The following is a 17,636-nucleotide window of genomic DNA, read 5'->3' as shown; positions in this document are numbered from 1 at the left end:
AGGTGGGCGGGGAGTCGGTTACGATAGAGCACAGGGAGGGAACAGAGCCTCGGAGACCAAGGGAATGGAATCGCTGGCAAGGTAAGCCGCGTCATCCGTTCGGTTGCACCATCTGCAGCGACCAAGGTTTCTGACGTTTCACACGTCATGCTTTTATCACCTCCCATTTTCTACGCAAACACGTTGCCGATCACCTCGGCGCAGGCCGCTCGCTCGAGTGAGCCTGCTTGTTGTTGTTGCCTTTAAGTGGTTGAGATTTCTGGTTCGTTCTTGGAAATTTGTCTGAGAAATGAACCACAGATCTCCTGCTAATTGCTCCGCGAGCACCTCGCAACGCATCTGTTTGCCGAGCCTTTCAACAAGAATCGCTGGTGCCACATTGGCCCATGCCAAACCCATACTGAGAGCACCCATGAACCGACGTCAATTTGTAGGACTATCCTCTGTTGCCCTGGCCGCCGCTCAGGTGCATTCACCGATCGCTTCCGCTGATGCCAATGCGGGTGACAGGCCCAACTTTCTGTTCTTAATCGCAGACGACCTCATGTTCCGCACGATCCATTCGATCAACAACCCCGAGGTTCATACGCCGAACATCGACCGGCTGGTGCATGAAGGAATGCACTTCACCCACTGCTTCCATAGCGGTTCGTGGACAGGTGCGGTGTGCGTCGCAAGCCGCACGATGCTGAACACCGGCCTGTCTCCGTTCAAGGCGCAGAAGGCTCTCCTGGACAATCAGTCGGGCATGGTGCCCGTGTGGGGCCAAACGCTGCGCAACGCGGGCTACCGCACGTTTCAGACGGGGAAGTGGCACCTGGATGCGGTGTCGCTGCAGCGCTCCTTCACCGATCTTGCAACCACCGGCCCAGGCTATCTGGATTCGACGAAAGACATGTACGACCGTCCTGCGCCTGGCAACAAATGGAGCCCGACGGATCGGACACTGAAGGGGCATTGGCTGGATAAGCACCTTTGGCTTGATGGCCCGCAAGGTGAGACGAAGCATTCCTCGGAGGTCTATGCGGACTCTGCGGTCGACTTCCTGAACGGGCAGCGTGCGGGCCACGACAAGCCCTTCTTCATGTACGTCGGCTTCAATGCGCCCCACGATCCGCGACAGGCGCCCGAGGAATATCAGGCGATGTATCCGGTGGACAAGATCGCGCTTCCTCCGAACTACCTGCCACAGCATCCCTTCGATCAGGGTGACTTCCACACGCGGGACGAGCAGTTGGCGCCGTTCCCGCGGACTGAATTTGATGTAAAGACACACCGCAAGGAGTACTACGCGATCATCACCCATATGGACGCGCAGATTGGACGCGTGCTCGATGCGTTGGATCGCAGTGGGCAGGCGAAGAACACCTACGTGATCATGACGGCGGACCATGGCCTGGCTGTAGGTGAGCATGGCCTTATGGGGAAGCAGAACCAGTATGAATGCTCGATGCGCATGCCGCTGATCGTACGCGGACCCGGCATCAAGCCGGGCTCGCATAACGACCAGATGGTCTATCAGCACAGCATGTATGCGACGACTTGCGAGTTAGCCGGCGTACCCGTACCGCCGCACGTGGAGTTCCCCAGTCTGAAGCCATACCTGACCGGAGAATCGACGCTACCCGTCCACGACGCGATGTTCGGGTGGCTGAATGTCATCCAGCGATCGATCCGTACAAAGCAGCACAAGCTCATCTTCTACGTGCCAATCAAGCGTTTTCAGCTCTTCGATCTGGAAAACGATCCATGGGAGATGCATGACCTTGTCGATGACCCGAAGTACGCAGGCGTGAAGACCGAGATGATCGCAAAGCTGAAAGCCATGCAGGCGAAGCTGGGCGATCCGCTCAATATCGATGCACCGCCAGCGGTCAAGCAGGGTGACTCTTACTGACGCAGACCAGACAGCGTTCCGATTTCAAACCACGGCAACACCTTCAGGAGAAGCGGTCCATGGCCGCGAAAAACATATGAATCCATCCATCTACCGCAGGGCAATCCTAAGGCGCGCACCGCTGGCAGCGATTGCGCTGTCAGCGACCATGCTGCATGCGCAAAGCTCGAGCGGAGCGATCAGCATTACAGTTTTTGACGCGGGCGGCGCAGCTCTTGCTAGAGCGACAGTCACGGTTACCGGAACGGACACAGGCGCGCAGTTAAGGACGATGCAAACCAACGACAAGGGCATCGCGGAAGTTCCGCTAGTGCCACCCGGCAACTACAACGTAGTGATCGCAGCCCCCGGCTTTAAGACGTTGCAGCAGAAATCCATCAACGTGCAGGTTGGCGCGACGGTGACCCTGCAGCCTTCGCTGCAGCTTGGCGAGGCTGCGGACTCCGTTATGGTAACCAGCCAGGCGCCGCTGATTGAAGACAAGTCGCAGACCATTCAACAGGTCATCGAAAATAAGGAACTCACGGATATTCCTTTGAATGGCCGGAACTATGTGCAGGCCGCCAATTACATTCCGGGTGTTGTGCCGCAGAATGCGGGTCGCGACAACTCGTTCGTTGCGTATGGCAACGATGGCCTGCAAAACTCGTTCCTGCTGGACGGTGCACGCAACGTCAACTACCTGCGCGGCCTCGATAACGGGCAGCGCGATATGGTGCGGCCACCGCTCGACGCTCTGCAGGAGTTCACGGTGCAGACGTCAAATTACTCTGCAGAGTTTGGTGCAGGGGCAGGTGCTTTGCTCAACGCCATCACGAAGAGCGGCACCAACCGCTGGCACGGTTCGGCTTACGACTTCATCCGTAACAAGGCGCTCGATGCGCGGCCCTATTTCTCCACGGCAGCATCGCCAAAGCAGCAATTGGTACAGAATCAATACGGTGGCAGCTTCGGAGGGCGCATCGTTCGTGACCGGCTCTTCTTTTCCGGCGCCTACGAAGGTCGGCACACTAAGTCTTCTTCCTTCAGTCAGGCAGCAGTGCCCACTGCATTAGAACGTGCCGGGGACTTCTCGCAATCGAAGTTCACTGTGTATGACCCTTCCACCACCACTCAGGTGGGTACGAACTATACGCGCACGCCATTCTCTCAAAACAGAATCCCGACGGCCCGCATCAACACGCTCGGGCAGCAGCTTGCGAACCTGTTTCCACTGCCGAACGCGACGAGTCCGACCGATCCCTTCACGCATTACTACACGTCCTACATCCCGAGCACGGTAGACGTGAAGAACGGTATCGGTCGTCTGGATTACACCCTCAGTAGTAAGGACAGCTTCTTTGCGCGCTATGGGGAAACGTTGAATAACACGTTCACCGGGGTGGGCTTGCCGGGAGCGCAGGATCCCGGGAATACCCGCATCGATTCGAAAGGTATTGGAGCCGGCTACACCCGGATCATCACACCGCAATTACTGAACGAACTGCGCTTCTCCTGGACCACAATCGCCGACGATGGACTCGGCACCTTTGCCCGGCAGGAGTTTGTTCCCGGGCTGCTTGACCCGGCCATCACGGAGGGTTGGCCCACCTTCACCATTACCGGTCAAAGCACGATTGGTTCCCAGGCAGTGGGGAACTCGCCGCTGCACAAGACATCAGGCGTATGGGATTGGGCCGACAACATGTCCTGGTCTCACGGCAGGCACCTGACCAAGTTTGGTGGCGAGATGATGTGGATTCGCCCGAATACGCGAGCCGCCTCAAATGGCCGTGGGAGCCTTGGCTTTACCGGCGCATTCACACAGCTGCCATCATCGCGTTCCAACACTGGGTACGGCATAGCCGACATGCTGCTTGGCTACGCGAATTCCGTCAATACAGGATCCACCCTCAGCAGCGAGGAGCGTGGCTGGTATTACGCCGGTTATGCAAATGACCAGTGGAACGCGACTACGAACCTGACCCTCAACTTCGGCGTGCGCTATGAGCTCTTCACTCCGTTCTACGACGTAAACAACCGCGAAGCGAACTTCATTACGGATCAGGACAGCCCACTTTACCTTCAGTACATCAAGTCCGGCATCGACACGCGGCTGCCGCGTGCGCTGGTCTACGCAGACAAGAACAACATCGCACCACGTATCGGCTTCGCCTATCGCGTTCCCGGCGTAAAAGAGATGACGATCCGCGGCTCGTTCGGGATGTTCTATGCACAGGATCAGGGGCTTGGCATTACCAGCCGGCTTTCCACGAATCCTCCGTACAACAACTACGGCGCGATTAGCCAGAGCAGCGACCAGATCCATACGAATACGTCCTTCCAGTTGACGGCGTCGCAGTCCATTCCACGGCCGCCTGCGGTGGATCCGGTAACCTTCACCCTTGCTCCGACCTACACAGGTGGCATCACCAGCTGGGTCGAGCATATGCAGATGGGATATGTCGAGCAGTGGAGCCTCTCCGCACAAAAGCAGCTCCCATGGTCCGTCCTCACAGAGATCAACTACGTTGGCAATCATGGTGTTCATCTATTGGGGCGGTCGAATGTCAACCAGCCACTCGTGAACAATGCCACGACGGTCCAGTCGCGCCGGCCGCTGTTCAACGTGACGCAGTCTGCGGTGAATCAAATCGGGGACTGGAACGCCACACAATACGAGGGGCTATCAGCTCGTGTCGAGAAGCGCTTCTCCAAGGGCATACAGTTTCGTAACTCGATCACCTACGGTCGCAGTTTCGGTCTCCTGAGCCAGGCGCTGGACGTATGCGATACCTGCACCAACGGCGACCAGTTACAGAATGCTTACGATCATGCATCGAACTGGGGGCCCAGCGACTTCGATATCCCATTCCGCTACGTGCTCACCGGTCTCTTCTCGGTGCCTGCGGGCGGCCACGCAGTTATGAACAATCGCTTGGCCTCTGCCGTGCTGGGTGGATGGGGCCTTTCGCCCATCTACGTATGGCAGAGTGGACAGCCGCTCACACCGACGGATAGCACGGACATCACAAACTCCGGTCAGACGAATCGGCCAAATCAGGTCTGCAATGCGAACGCGAATGCACCACACACAATCGGCCAATGGTTCAACACGAGTTGCTTTGTCGCACAGCCACAGTTCACCTTTGGTAACACGCACAAGGGTGCGATTCGCGGCCCCGGACAAAACCAACTGAACCTAAGCGTGCAGCGTGACTTCGGCATTCCGCGTTGGGAAGGTGGAAACCTGAACTTCCGGCTGGAGGGATACAACGTCCTCAATCATGTGCAGCTCGGTAATCCGAACGTTACGGTCGGCAGCACAGCGATCGGCACGATCACCACCACAGCAGGGACGAAACCAACCGATACGTCCGGCACGCAGCGTCAGGTGCAGGCTGCAGTGCGGCTTACCTTCTGACGCGATCAACGCATGACACAGGGCAGCGGACATTCCGCTGCCCTGTTTTTGGGGAGCGGGACAGCGCCAGCCACAAGACGAAAGAGCTTCGCACCTTCGTTTGAAGGAAAGAGCTATGACATGTGTGAGGATGATGGTACCAATCATTCCTTGTTGTAGAAGGAAGTGCTGCAACCAGCATAGGTGGTTGCCCCCCAGGGATTCGAACCCCGATTGAGCGAGTCAGAGTCGCTAGTCCTACCATTGAACGAGAGGGCAATACGGTGCAGGAGAACCCTGCAGAGGATGGAAGCGAGAGTCGTTCGAACAACTCAACCGCCTCTTCGAGTGTACGAAGACTCGGCCTTTCCGTCAACCGTTGCGACTACTGCAGTGTTGCTGTGCGCAACCAGCCAAAGCTGCCTGCCGATGCGGGAACCACGCCGTGTAATCGCTTCGAGTGGACGACCACGTTGTCGGGGGACCAAAGCACCAGCGTCGGCTCGTCATCTGCCAGGATGAGTTGCAGTTTCAAATAGGTTTCGCGTCGCTTTGTCTGGTCCACTTCGCCTGCACCTTGCGCGATCAGCGCGTCGACTTGGGCATTCGTATAGTGGCCCCGATTCGATCCCTTGGGTGGCATCATGACTGAGCTATAGGCATAGCGGAAGATATCCGGATCCTCATTCGATCCCACCCAGCGCAACACGTAGATCTGGAAGGCGCCCTTTGTGACATCGCTGTAGAAGGTGCCGAACTCGTTCTGTCGCAGCGTCAGATCGATGCCTGCCTCGCGTACCTGCTGTTGCACGATGGCTGCCAGCAGACGCATGGTGTCATCTGTCGAACTCTTCAGTGTCAGGTGGATCCGCACACCCTTCGCATCCGCATGAAAGCCAGCGGATTCCAGCAACGCCTTTGCTTTCGTCACATCATGCGTATAACGCGTAATGGGATCGTTCGCAACGGGTGCAGCCCAGTGCCCAAGTGGCAGCAGCGTGTCCTGTACCTCTGCCTGGCCGTGTAGCAACGCCTTCGTGATCGCGGGTCGATCCACTGCATAGGCGAACGCCTGCCGCACACGCTTGTCCTTCAACAGGGAATCGGTGGCGTTGAAGGTCATGTAGTTCACGATGGATCCTGGCTTGCTTTCAACGACGAGGTTCGGATCATTCGCCATGACTGCCACGGTATCGCCGGTCAGCGCGTTCGATGTTGCGTCTGCCGAACCCTTCTGCAGCTCGAGAGCACGGGTGATTGAGTCCGGCACAATTGCGAAACGCACACGAGGAATCGACGGCGCACCGCCCCAGTAGTCTGGGTTGCGTTCCAGCACAACGTCCTTATCCTGCTCCTCGCTGACGAAGCGGAAGGGACCGCTGCCGATCGGGTGCTCGCCCATCGTTTTCCCCGCACCCTTTTCCACGACCGCGCTGAGTTCGTCGCTCATGTTGAACAGCAAACTTGCATCCGGCTTCTTCAGGTGGACGATGCAGGTGTGCGCATCAGTCACTTCCGTGTGGTCGACGCTGGCAAAGTTGCCGCTCTTTGACGTCGTGATCGCGCCGTTGTGCATGCTGTCGATGGACCAAGCAACATCGTCAGCGTCGAGCAGCTTGCCATCGTGAAAGTGCACCCCGTCGCGGATGTGCAGCACGAGTGTCAGAGGATCACGCCATTCCCACGCATCGGCGATTGCCGGTTGCAGGTTGTAATGCTCATCCTTCCGCACGATGGAATCAAAGAGTAGCGATCCGATGTGCTCGGCCTGCGCATCACTGCCGATGCGGATATCGAGATTCGTGGGTGAGCTTTCAATGTCGATGACCACAGTGTCGCGATCGGGACGCTCATGACACGCAGACAGAGCGACAAGCGAACCCAGGAGTACAACGCCTCGAAGGCTCCGAAACACAATCCTTTGGCGATCGATCATGGCAGCGTAATCCGTCCAAGCACTGCGTCGCGCGTTGCACCGGTCGCCGAAGGCACATTGCCGGGCAGTTTGTGCCATCGAAGCCAGGCAAGTAGCGCGAAGGCCATCGCTTCCTTCGCTTCGGCAGGGACACCGTGGTCCGCCGTCGTACTCACGGTAATGCCCAGCGGCGCAAGGCCTGCACGCAACCGGTTCATCAGCAGCGTGTTGTTTGCACCACCGCCTGCGACGATGTAGTCCGTCGCATCAGCCAACGGTGCTCGCTGCCCAAGGAATGGCCAGACAAACGTGCGGTAAGCATGCAGAATGCTTTCGGCAGTCAACGCAGTCGCCGTTGCAATCACGTTCGTATCCTGAGCGCCGTTCTTCCTGCAGTCGGCGATGAAGCGCGTTACGAAGGCGCCGCCAAATTCCTCTCGACCGCAGCTCTTGGGTGGGGTAGCAGAGAAGTAGGGCAGCTTCAACGTACGTTGAAGAACATCTTCGATCACTCGACCACGCTTCGCGGTCGCCCCGTTTCGGTCATATGTCTTGCCATAGAGCGCTTGCATGCAGCCATCGATGACAACGGACGCAGGCCCTGAATCGAATGCAAGCAGATCGCTCGTGCCGGCAGGGATCGCCGTCATGTTCGCGATGCCACCAAGATTCTGCAGCACACGGTTCCGCTTCCGATGCGAGAAGAAGACGCGATCGAAGATTGGCACCAGCGGCGCGCCCTGTCCACCCGCAACCATATCCGCAGGACGGAAGTCACTCACAACCGGCACGCCTGCACGTGCGGCTGCTTCGCTCGCTTCTCCAATCTGCCAGGTGCAGCGCAGCGGGTCACCTAAGAATCTTGTTGCGGTGCCCTGGTGATAGACCGTCTGCCCATGCACACCTGCCAGCTTCGCCTTCACGCCAAGCTGCTGTTGCGCGTGCACAATCGTATCGCCGTAGAACTCGCCTAAGCGCCAATGTACGCGCGCGAGATCGGCCGTGCTAATCGACTTCGCGTCCATAGCGGCAACCACGGCCTCGCGCAACTTCCTGGGATAAGGGAATGCAGCGTGCCCCAGCAGCTTGAGCTTTGGCGCGCCGTTGTCCTTGCTTGGAGCGATGCGCACCAGAGCCACATCCACGCCGTCGGCTGAGGTTCCACTCATCACACCGGCCACAATCATCGGCTTCGGCGCTTCGGTCATTCGGCGATCTCCCGCTTCAATTCGGCCAGCAACTGTAATGCTTCCATTGGCGTCATGCGATCGACGTCCACCTCGCGCACACGGTCGACAACGCGCTGCGACAGCGGCGTGAAGATGGTCATCTGCATCGGAGCAGGCGCAACCTGTACAGCCTGCCCCGCCGCTGCGATGGACGCGCTCTCGGCCTTCTCGTGCATCTTCAATACAGCACGCGCACGCGCAATCACATCGCGCGGCAGGCCTGCGAGTTTGGCCACTTCGATGCCATAGCTGCGATCGGCAGCACCGCTCTCAACCTGGTGCAGGAAGACAATGCCCTGTGGAGTCTCGCGACATGCGACGCGAAGATTTTTCAGTCGCGACAGCTTCTCTTCCAGCAACGTTAGTTCGTGGTAATGCGTCGCGAAGAGAGTCCGTGCACCCACGCGATCGTGCAGATGCTCTACCGCAGCCCAAGCCAGCGACAGGCCGTCATACGTCGCGGTGCCGCGTCCCATCTCATCCAGCAGAACGAGGCTCTTCGGAGTCGCCGAGTTCAGAATCGCCGCAGTCTCCGTCATCTCCACCATGAAAGTCGACCGGCCGCGCGAGACATTATCGCTGGCTCCGATGCGTGTGAAGATGCGATCGACAAGACCCATCTTCAACGCAACCGCCGGTACAAAGGATCCACTCTGCGCCAGGATGGCGAGTAGCGCAGCCATGCGCAGGTAGGTGGACTTACCGCCCATGTTCGGCCCGGTGATCAACGCCAGTGAAGGGCCGTTAGCGCCATCCAGAAAACCTGAGTTCGGGATAAAGCGGCCGAAGCCACCCTCCTCAAGTCGCAGCTCCACGACAGGGTGACGCGCCTCGGCAAACTCGAAGACGGTGCTGCCTTCGACGATCTCAGGACGGGACCATCCACGCAAAGCGGCGATGTGCGCGAAGTTCGCCAGCAGATCGATCTCCGCCAGCCGTCTTGCGGCCTCGCGCATGCGCGCAGCGCTATCCAGCACCTCGCGTCGCAACGCAGCAAAGATGCGTCGCTCGATCTCGCCGACACGTTCCTGTGCCGTCAGGATCTTGCGCTCGTAATCCTTCAGCTCTGGCGTCGTAAAGCGTTCTGCATTCACGAGCGTCTGCTTGCGTTCGTAGTCGCTGGGCACATTTGCCAGGTTGCTTTTAGTGATCTCAAGGTAGTAGCCGAAGACGCTGTTGAAGCGTACCTTCAAACTGCCGATGCCAGTGCGCGTGCGTTCGCGTTCTTCGATGGCCGCGATGGCTTCGCGGCCGCTGCGGCTCAGTCCACGCAACTCATCCAGTTCCTCATCCACGCCGACCTGGATTGCGTCGCCTTCGCCAAGCTTCAGTGGAGGCTCGTCGACCAGCGTTACCTGGATGCGTGCGCAGACATCTTCCATGGTGTCGAAGCGCTCTCGCAACACCGCCCATCGGCCCGTGCATAGTTCGGTTAATGCGTCCCGCACCGGCGGCAGTGCAGCAAGCGTCCGGGCCAGTGCCACCACCTCTCGCGGGCCGGCAGAGTCCAGTGCCAGCCGCGCCAGCAGCCTCTCCAAATCCAGCACCGATTCCAGTGCCCGACGCAGGCGCTCACGCGCAGCAAGCGATCGCATCGCTTCGCCCACAGCGTCGTGACGCGCGGCGATCTCCCCCGCTTGAATCGAGGGCCGCAGAATCACAGCGCGTAACAGCCGCTTGCCCATTGGCGTGCGGCAGGCGTCCAGCGCATAGCAAAGCGTGGTCTGCGAACTCTCTCCACTAAAAAGCGGCTCAACCAGTTCGAGATTTCGGACGCTGACGGCATCCAGCTCGAGACACGTCGACCGCTCGTAAAAGCGCGGCACGTCCAGGTGTTCCAGTTCTTCGTGCTTTGTCGCTCGCAGGTAGTGGAGCAACGCGCCGGCTGCTGTGGCGGCAGCCGTGTGGCCGGCAAGTCCAAAGCCCTCCAGTGAATGCGCACGGTAGTGATTCTGCAGAAGCGGCAGGGCATAGTCCGCTGTGAAGACCCAATCCTCCACCGGTGTCTTCGTTCGCACGGAGGACAGCATGTCATCGCCTTCGTCGGAACCATCCAGTCCAGGCTGCGATGCACCCAGGTGCAGACCCGCTGGCAGCAGCACCTCGCGCGGACGATTCCGTGCAATTTCTTCGGTCGCCGCGCTCACAGCATCCGAGCCACGGAACTCGGTTGTCCGGAACTCACCCGTGGACAGGTCCAGCAGGGCGATGCCTGCTGCCTTGCGATCGGTGGCGACAGCAAGGGCTGCAAGAAAGGTATTCTCGCCGGCGCCCGCACTCGGGTCCAGTGCGGTTCCAGGGGTGAAGACGCGTGTGACCTCGCGCTTCACAATGCCCTTGGCCAGCTTGGGATCTTCCATCTGCTCGCAGATTGCGATGCGGTAGCCCTTGCGCAGCAGTCGCTGCAGGTAGCCCTCGGCTGCGTGATACGGCACGCCGCACATGGGTTGCTGGCGTTCCCGGTCGCGCGCGGTCAGTGTCAGTTGCAACTCGCGGGAGGCGACGACGGCGTCGTCGTAGAACAATTCATAGAAGTCGCCCATGCGAAAGAACAGCAAGGCGTCGGGATGGGCGGCCTTGGCCGCTGCGAACTGTCGCATCATGGGCGACAGTTTGTCCGACGCAAGCGTCTCCGCCTGGGTCTTCTGGGGTGGATCGATTGTGGCTTTTTCTGCGGACATGACTAGAACGCCAGCATACCGGTTCACGGCATACTGGCGCTCGGAAGACTGGTTTCGATGATTCCGCTTATGCGCGGGTTTCGGCGTCAGAGCCGTGCTGCTTCACCATCTTGTTGTAAAGACCCAGGATCAGGAATGGCGCGACCCACTGGCCCACGAAGAGCGCGGCGTGATCCTTCTTGATGGCCTTGAAGACCAGCGAGGCGGTAATGGAACCGATGGCAGCCGTCAAAAAGATGCCGCTGGGAACCTGTGACGTGTAGCTCTCGATGTAGGCCGTGGTCTGGCCTTCGGTTGCGTCGCCTGCGTGAACGCGCTTGTCACCTGAAAAATCCAATGCCATAACTTCCTCCTGCCGGGACACTTCGTTCCCGTTCCCTCACTCGGATGCAGGCTTTCTCGCATCCGGAGGTCACTGTATCTGCGCCATTTCGATGAGATAGCAGGATTCCTGCAACTTTGATGTGACGCGCATATGACAGCGGCTGAGTAGAGCACTGACCGTGTGACGCTCAACCGCCATTCTGAGAGCTGAAAAATCGCCTGCTCGTATACTGGTAGCTGGTTTCGATCGCGGTTCGTACCGGGGCGATTCACGCAACTCAATGTCGCTATTCTGGCTCAAAGTCGCGGTCATTCTCTACGGCGTCGCCTCTCTGGCGGTGCTGCCGGCCGTGCTCTATGACCGGCCCCGCTGGCGCCTGTTGGCGGTGCCCGCCGCTGTTGCCGCGCTGCTCTTCCATTTCGTCTCCGTGGCAGAGATGCTGAACGCCGCCCACCGTTTCGTTCCGGTCAACGCAAGCGAGGTCCAGGCGGTCCTCGGCCTGCTGCTCGCATCGGCATTTCTCGCTGTCTACGCGCGATACCGAACCCTGACCGTCGGCGTCGTGCTGCTGCCCGCTGTGTTCCTCCTGGGTGTGCTCCCCGCCTTCGCGCCCGGCCGCCGTCAACTGGACGTCCCGCTGCTCCACTCGGCATGGCTATGGCTCCACATCGGCCTGCTGTTGGCAGCCTATGCGGCGCTTTGCGTCTCGGTGCTGGCGTCCGTGCTCTACCTGATCCAGGAACGCCGTCTCAAGTCGCGTACCTCGGCCGGCATGTTGAGCAAGCTGCCGCCGCTGGAGACGACTGACCAGATCGCGCTCAAATCTCTGCTGATCGGCCTGCCGTGCATGACCGCGGGGCTTCTGATTGGCACCGCACTGGCGCAGATGACCTACGGCGCCGCCTACTTTCGCGACCCCAAGGTGCTGCTCTCGTTCGCGATGTGGATCGCCTACGTAGCCATGATCGCTATCCGGCGCAGCAGCGGTCTGCGCGGACGCCGCGCTGTCTGGCTCAGTTCCTTCGTTTTCTTCATTATGCTGGCCGTTTGGTCGGCAGACACGGTTAGTAGCGTCCACCAGTTTGCGGGGCGCCCTTGAGCCTGTCACTACTTGGCGTTAACCATAATTCGGCTCCGATCGACGTGCGCGAACGGCTCGCGATTGCCCCGGGCCGCCTTGCCGATGCGACGCGTTCTCTGCTGCATCATCCCGGCGTGCGCGAGGGCCTGATCCTGTCCACCTGCAACCGGGTGGAACTGATCATGGAGCACGAGTCGGCCAGCGACCTTCACAGCTTCCTGTCGGACTACTTCTCCGTCCCGACTTCGGTGCTCGCCCCCCACCTCTATGAATTCCGCGAGCAGGAAGCGGTGCGTCACCTCTTCCGTGTCGCCTCGTCCCTCGACAGCATGGTCGTTGGCGAGCCGCAGATCCTGGGGCAGGTGAAAGAGAGCTACAGCGTTGCGCGCGAGGTTGGAGCAGTCTCATCCACGCTGGAACGGCTGCTCCAATCGGCGTTTACCGTTGCCAAGAAGGTCCGTACCGAGACCGAGATCGGTTCCTCGTCCGTCTCCATCGCGTCCGTCGCCGCAGATCTCGCCAAGCAGATCTTCGGTTCGCTGAAAGGCAAGCAGGTGCTGCTCGTCGGCGCGGGCAAGATGAGTGAACTGGCTGCACGCCATCTCATCGCGCAGGGTGCCAGCTCCATCCTTGTCGCCAATCGCACGCCGGAGCGTGCACAGCGTCTGGCAGAGCAGTTCCATGGTCTTGCCGTCCCATTTGCTGACCTTCAGAAGCACGCGCCCAAGGCCGACATCATTGTCACCGGCACCGGCGCACGCGAACACCTGTTTAACGTCCGCGAAGCGCAGGCCATCCTGCAGGTGCGCCGGGGCCGCCCCGTATTCTTCATCGACATTGCCGTGCCACGGGACGTGGATCCCGCCGTCAATGGTGTCGACGGTGCCTTCGTCTACTCCGTCGACGACCTGCAACAGGTAGCTGCAAAGAACATGAACGCACGCGCCGAGGAGGCCGCAGCAGCCGAGCAGATCGTCTCCGACGAGGTCAATCGCTTCGCCGCTCGCCTTCAGACGCTGGATGCCATTCCCGGCATCCTCGCTCTGCAACAGCACGCCGAGCAGCTGCGCCTCTCCGAACTCGACCGCGCCCGCACCAGGCTGAGCTCACTGACACCAGAGCAGCAGGAAGCCGTCGACGCGCTCACCCGCTCGATGATGAACAAATTCCTGCACACCCCTATGACCGGCCTGCGCAAGAGCGCGAACGAGGGTGACTCCGCAACACTCAGCCTCATCCAGCGCCTCTTCAGCCGCGACCGCTAGCGCTCGCCACCATATCCGGGTGCCCCGTTTTTTTGCGCGTTTCTGCGCAAAGGGTGAGGTATCGCGCACAGCGCGACCGTGTTTGGCACGCTGTCCGGAGGGTAAGAGGAAAGCGGTTCGTGCTTCGCACGACAGCCCACCCCTGTTGCGGAAGAATGGGGCACCCAGTCTGCACGGGGCACTAGTCCGTTCGATGCAAGTGGAGCCAATGATCGCTCGCACAGACCACTGCGTAGCACCCACTTCCATCTTACATAAGGTGAGGTGGTTCCATGGCAGGACCGGAGAACGACAAACCGAGAGAACCCCGCGGCCTGGGCGAACACAGCCGCGGTCTTGCGGGCGAGTATGCTCACGAGCAGGTTTGGCAGTTGAATGAGGAGGAACGCACCAGGCTCGCCCCGGGCAAGCAGAACACCGACGGCGGTACCGACTACGAGTACGGCGCCCGCGACTTCGGCGATGAGCCGGTCGACACCGCTCCACTGGCATCGGATGACAAGGTAGCAAGGGCGCGTGAAGCGCTCGCGAAGGAGTAACGATGGCAAACATCAAAGAAGAGCAAAGCAAGATGCACGGTGACAAGCTGAGTCAGGCCGTCAAGGCTGAGCACGTCGACGCAGTCCCCCGGCGATGATAAGGCGCACGCTCACTCGCACGCCGCCCATCTGGCCAGCGAAGGAAAAGTTCATCTCGCTGCCGAAGGTATCGGCAAGCAAGGCAGGGAGGCCGGCAGCCTGAACCAGCCGCCACAGGATCCTAACCGCAACGGCAAGACACACACACGTCAGTAGACGCGGTAGAGCGATCGACCTGAGAGGCGGCCCTCCGGGTCGCCTCTTTCATTGCCGCGGACGCCTGGTTATCGGCAAGCCCGGTGGCGGACGACGCGCGATCCGGCCATCCGGCGTAAGTTCATCTTTGCGGCTTTGCAGGTCGTCCTTGCTCTCCTCAGCTTCTGTCTTCTTCTTATCCCTGTTGCCAAAGTCCAGGCCGAACTTCGGCGCGCCTTCCGTCCCTGTGATCTTCACGGGGATCTCAGCACCTGCGCCGTGCTTGCTGAAGAAGGGATCGGCCAGTCTCAACAGGAAGCTCTTCCATGGCGTAGCGATCATGTGGGAGAGTGTCGCCTCCGTGCGCACCTTGCCGTGGAAACCGAAGGTCTTACCGTCAAGCGTGTAGACACCGTCCAGCGCGAGCTGCGCGCCGGGCAGCAGGTAATTCAGGCGACTGACCGTCAACTGTCCACCGCTCAGCGCCAGCGATCCGCTCATCTGCGACCTGACATCGGTGGCGCCAGGCTTTGCTTCCTTTGGAGTGCCCTGGGCGCGCAGGCTCAACATGTCGACCTTGTCCTGCACCTGCGGATTCGTAAAGTGAATCTGCTGCAACGTAAAGCCACCCTGGATCTGTAGCTTCCTGGTCACACTCTCCTTGCCATAGGGAACACGCAGATGCACTTTCATGTTCACGACACTCTGCATGAAGGGCGGCTGCGTCTTCACGGCAAGCTCGAGGAAGTCGCGCAAATGTCCAGCCGGGATGTTCACGTCCAGGTCCGTGATGTGTCCCTCGCCCTTCACATTGACGACAGCACCCGCGCAAGTGAATTGGCTGCTGCCCAGCTTTGCCTGCACAGACTGCAGATAGGTATCGCCATTTGTTCCATCGATCACTGCGTGAAAGTGCGTCGTCAGCGGCATCGGATGCTTGGCCGTGTCCAGTGAAAAGTCCGGCGTCACGGTGGTCCCATCGGCCTCAATGCGGTCGAGGCGTCCGCTGAACTTTCCAACCGAAGACAGTGTTCCGCCGATGCCCTTGATCGTGTTCAGGTCGGCATGGTCGAAGGTGTAGTCGCCAGTCACCGGAGATTCGCCTGGCACTTCTTCGTTCCAGGGCCCGAACTTACCAGTCGCATGAATGTCACCGCGGGGAAAGGCGTTCACCAGCGTAGCGTCGTACAGCGCCGGTTCCGTCCTGCCCACGTTGCGCAGACGAATGCGCTGCAACTGGAAGCGCTTCGGCTCCTTGTCCTGCTTGAGTGTGCCAATCACCAGCGTTGAGTTCTCCACAACAATCTCGTCCGCAAGCACCTCCAGCTTGCGACGCTTCCGGGGCGAAGAAGCACCGACGGCACGCTGCTGCCGTGGAGGGATGTAGATCGTCATCCCGGCCACGTGAACCGTGCCGACATGCATCGGCTTCACAAACAAGCTGCGCAGTGAGGTGCGAAACTCAAAGCGCTGAATCGCGATCAGGGGCTCCGTCGCGCCCGCCGCAACGACATCCGCGGGTGCATAGATGCGAAGGCCACCGCCACTTACCGACAGACCCTGCAGCAGAGAAACGTCGAACGAATCCAGCTCCACATGGCTATTGAAGCGTGTGCTCAGTGTCTCGATGACGCGGCCCTTCACGATGGGGCCGGCGCGACGCACCATGACTTCACCGGCAACCAGCAAGGCAAGCAGGCCGATGAGCACCGCAGCCCCGATCCACGCCCATACACGTCTGCTTCGCAGCGCCACAGTGACCGGCGACTCCGAACTCGTCTCCTGTGTGTCCTTGTTCTGCACACCACTCCACGCGGCGCGGATTTGGCGTCATCGCAAATCGTGAGCCGTACCTTTGCTCTGATGCACGGGAGAGACGGAAGGTGCAGGCCGCAGGTAATGGGCGATTGAGACGCCTCAAAGCTGGTACGCAACTTGCATCGAAACGCGAGCGCAGTATGATGGCCGCATGCACCTTCGCATTGGATCGCGCGGCTCCCGGCTCGCGCTCTGGCAATCGAACCACATCGCCGCACACCTGCGCGCGCTTGGCCACACCGCGGAGATCATCATTATCCGCACCACCGGCGACCGCCTGCAGGATCCCGCCTTCGCTGCCAGCGTGCTCGGCCCGGACGGCAAGATCCCCGCTAACATCGACGGCAAGGGCATCTTCATCAAAGAGATCGAAGAGGCGCTCGAGGGCGGCTCCATCGACCTCGCCGTGCACTCGCTCAAAGACCTGCCGACACAGCTTGATGCTCGTTTCACACTCGCTGCCATCCCGGAGCGTGCCGACCCTCGCGACGTGCTGTTGGTGCCCGAATGGCTGCAGATTCACACACTGCCATCGAATGCACGCATCGGCACGACTTCGCCGCGTCGCATCGCACAACTACGGTCGCACAACCCAGAGTTCCAGTTCGTCGCCATTCGCGGGAACATCGACACACGCATTCGCAAGCTCGGTCGAGGCGACTGCGACGCACTGGTACTCGCGGCAGCCGGTCTTGACCGCCTTGGATCTAGACTGTTGAAGCCCGTCGACCTCGATCCGTTGCACCCCGAGTTCGGCCGCAAGCCGCACATCGAATGCATCACGCATCCTGATCACGATCATCTGGCCGACCACTTCGATGGCGATAGCCATCGGCACGGCGAAGACCTGCCAGGGCAGGCCGACTGGATTCGCCAGCGCTTCGACCCGGAGATGATGTGCCCCGCGCCCGGACAGGGCGCACTCGCCATCGAAACGCGCGCAAACGATGCCGCAACCATTGCCGCAATCAAGCCGCTCGACAACGCCCACACGCGTTACGCCGTAGAGGCGGAACGCTGGCTGCTGCACGCGCTTGGCGGCGGCTGCTCACTGCCCGTAGGCGCCCTCTGTACGGAAGTGGACGGTGTCGCAAAGCTGCAGTCGACCGTCGTTTCACCGGACGGTGAAGCGATGGCAACGGTTACGCTCTTCGCTACAGCGGGCGAGTCCGCCGAGAGCCTCGGCACGCGTGCCGCAAACGACCTGATCGCGCAGGGAGCGCGAGAGCTGCTGGCGGGAGACTTCGCCATGGCGGACGCGGAGTAACGC

At 60.1% G+C, this 17,636-nt stretch carries 11 protein-coding genes and 1 tRNA gene; 6 read left to right on the top strand and 6 right to left on the bottom strand.

Annotated features, from left to right (window positions below):
• The first annotated feature begins 412 nt into the window (after positions 1-412).
• Positions 413-1,897: a sulfatase family protein gene (locus BLW03_RS02275; RefSeq protein ID WP_083350263.1), complete on the top strand. Its 1,485-nt coding sequence runs from the start codon at positions 413-415 to the stop codon at positions 1,895-1,897.
• A gap of 76 nt (positions 1,898-1,973) precedes the next feature.
• Complete coding sequence (locus tag BLW03_RS02270) at positions 1,974-5,300, top strand: TonB-dependent receptor (protein ID WP_244501924.1); 3,327 nt, start codon at positions 1,974-1,976, stop codon at positions 5,298-5,300.
• Between the two features lie 184 nt (positions 5,301-5,484).
• Here the strand turns inward: BLW03_RS02270 and BLW03_RS02265 are convergent.
• The 5 genes from BLW03_RS02265 to BLW03_RS02245 all read right to left on the bottom strand — a co-directional run bounded on the left by BLW03_RS02265 (position 5,485) and on the right by BLW03_RS02245 (position 11,447).
• Positions 5,485-5,558: transfer RNA gene (locus BLW03_RS02265), tRNA-Gln, on the bottom strand.
• Positions 5,559-5,664: 106 nt separating this feature from the next.
• Positions 5,665-7,215: an ABC transporter substrate-binding protein gene (locus tag BLW03_RS02260; RefSeq protein WP_074652160.1), complete on the bottom strand. Its 1,551-nt coding sequence runs from the start codon at positions 7,213-7,215 to the stop codon at positions 5,665-5,667.
• Positions 7,212-8,402: an anhydro-N-acetylmuramic acid kinase gene (locus BLW03_RS02255; protein WP_074652159.1), complete on the bottom strand. Its 1,191-nt coding sequence runs from the start codon at positions 8,400-8,402 to the stop codon at positions 7,212-7,214. The genes BLW03_RS02260 and BLW03_RS02255 overlap by 4 nt, the downstream gene beginning before the upstream one ends.
• Positions 8,399-11,104, bottom strand: coding sequence for a DNA mismatch repair protein MutS (mutS, locus tag BLW03_RS02250; protein ID WP_074652158.1), 2,706 nt, complete (start codon positions 11,102-11,104; stop codon positions 8,399-8,401). The genes BLW03_RS02255 and mutS overlap by 4 nt, the downstream gene beginning before the upstream one ends.
• Positions 11,105-11,171: 67 nt before the next feature.
• Entirely contained in the window at positions 11,172-11,447 is a 276-nt protein-coding gene (locus BLW03_RS02245) for a hypothetical protein (protein ID WP_074652157.1), read from the bottom strand.
• Positions 11,448-11,709: 262 nt separating this feature from the next.
• Here BLW03_RS02245 and ccsA point away from each other — a divergent pair, with 262 nt between their 5' ends.
• The 3 genes from ccsA to BLW03_RS02230 all read left to right on the top strand — a co-directional run bounded on the left by ccsA (position 11,710) and on the right by BLW03_RS02230 (position 14,314).
• A complete protein-coding gene (gene ccsA, locus BLW03_RS02240) occupies positions 11,710-12,528 on the top strand; it encodes a cytochrome c biogenesis protein CcsA (RefSeq protein ID WP_074652156.1) in 819 nt (272 codons plus the stop codon).
• Positions 12,525-13,775 carry a glutamyl-tRNA reductase gene (gene hemA, locus BLW03_RS02235; protein WP_074652155.1) on the top strand — a complete coding sequence of 417 codons (1,251 nt, stop codon included), beginning with the start codon at positions 12,525-12,527 and terminating at the stop codon, positions 13,773-13,775. Before ccsA ends, hemA begins: the two co-directional genes overlap by 4 nt.
• Positions 13,776-14,047: 272 nt before the next feature.
• Positions 14,048-14,314: a hypothetical protein gene (locus BLW03_RS02230; protein WP_074652154.1), complete on the top strand. Its 267-nt coding sequence runs from the start codon at positions 14,048-14,050 to the stop codon at positions 14,312-14,314.
• A 303-nt stretch (positions 14,315-14,617) separates the two neighbouring features.
• Here BLW03_RS02230 and BLW03_RS02225 read toward each other — a convergent pair whose 3' ends face one another.
• Entirely contained in the window at positions 14,618-16,351 is a 1,734-nt protein-coding gene (locus BLW03_RS02225; protein ID WP_074652153.1) for an AsmA family protein, read from the bottom strand.
• 166 nt (positions 16,352-16,517) lie between these two features.
• On the opposite strand from BLW03_RS02225, the gene hemC reads away from it, so the two are divergent.
• Positions 16,518-17,633 carry a hydroxymethylbilane synthase gene (gene hemC, locus BLW03_RS02220; RefSeq protein ID WP_074652152.1) on the top strand — a complete coding sequence of 372 codons (1,116 nt, stop codon included), beginning with the start codon at positions 16,518-16,520 and terminating at the stop codon, positions 17,631-17,633.
• Positions 17,634-17,636 lie beyond the last annotated feature (3 nt).

The sequence above is a fragment of the Terriglobus roseus genome (assembly GCF_900105625.1).
Lineage (GTDB): Bacteria > Acidobacteriota > Terriglobia > Terriglobales > Acidobacteriaceae > Terriglobus > Terriglobus roseus_B.
The sequence above is the reverse complement of the archived record's forward strand: the minus strand, read 5'-3'. Positions and strand labels throughout refer to the sequence as shown.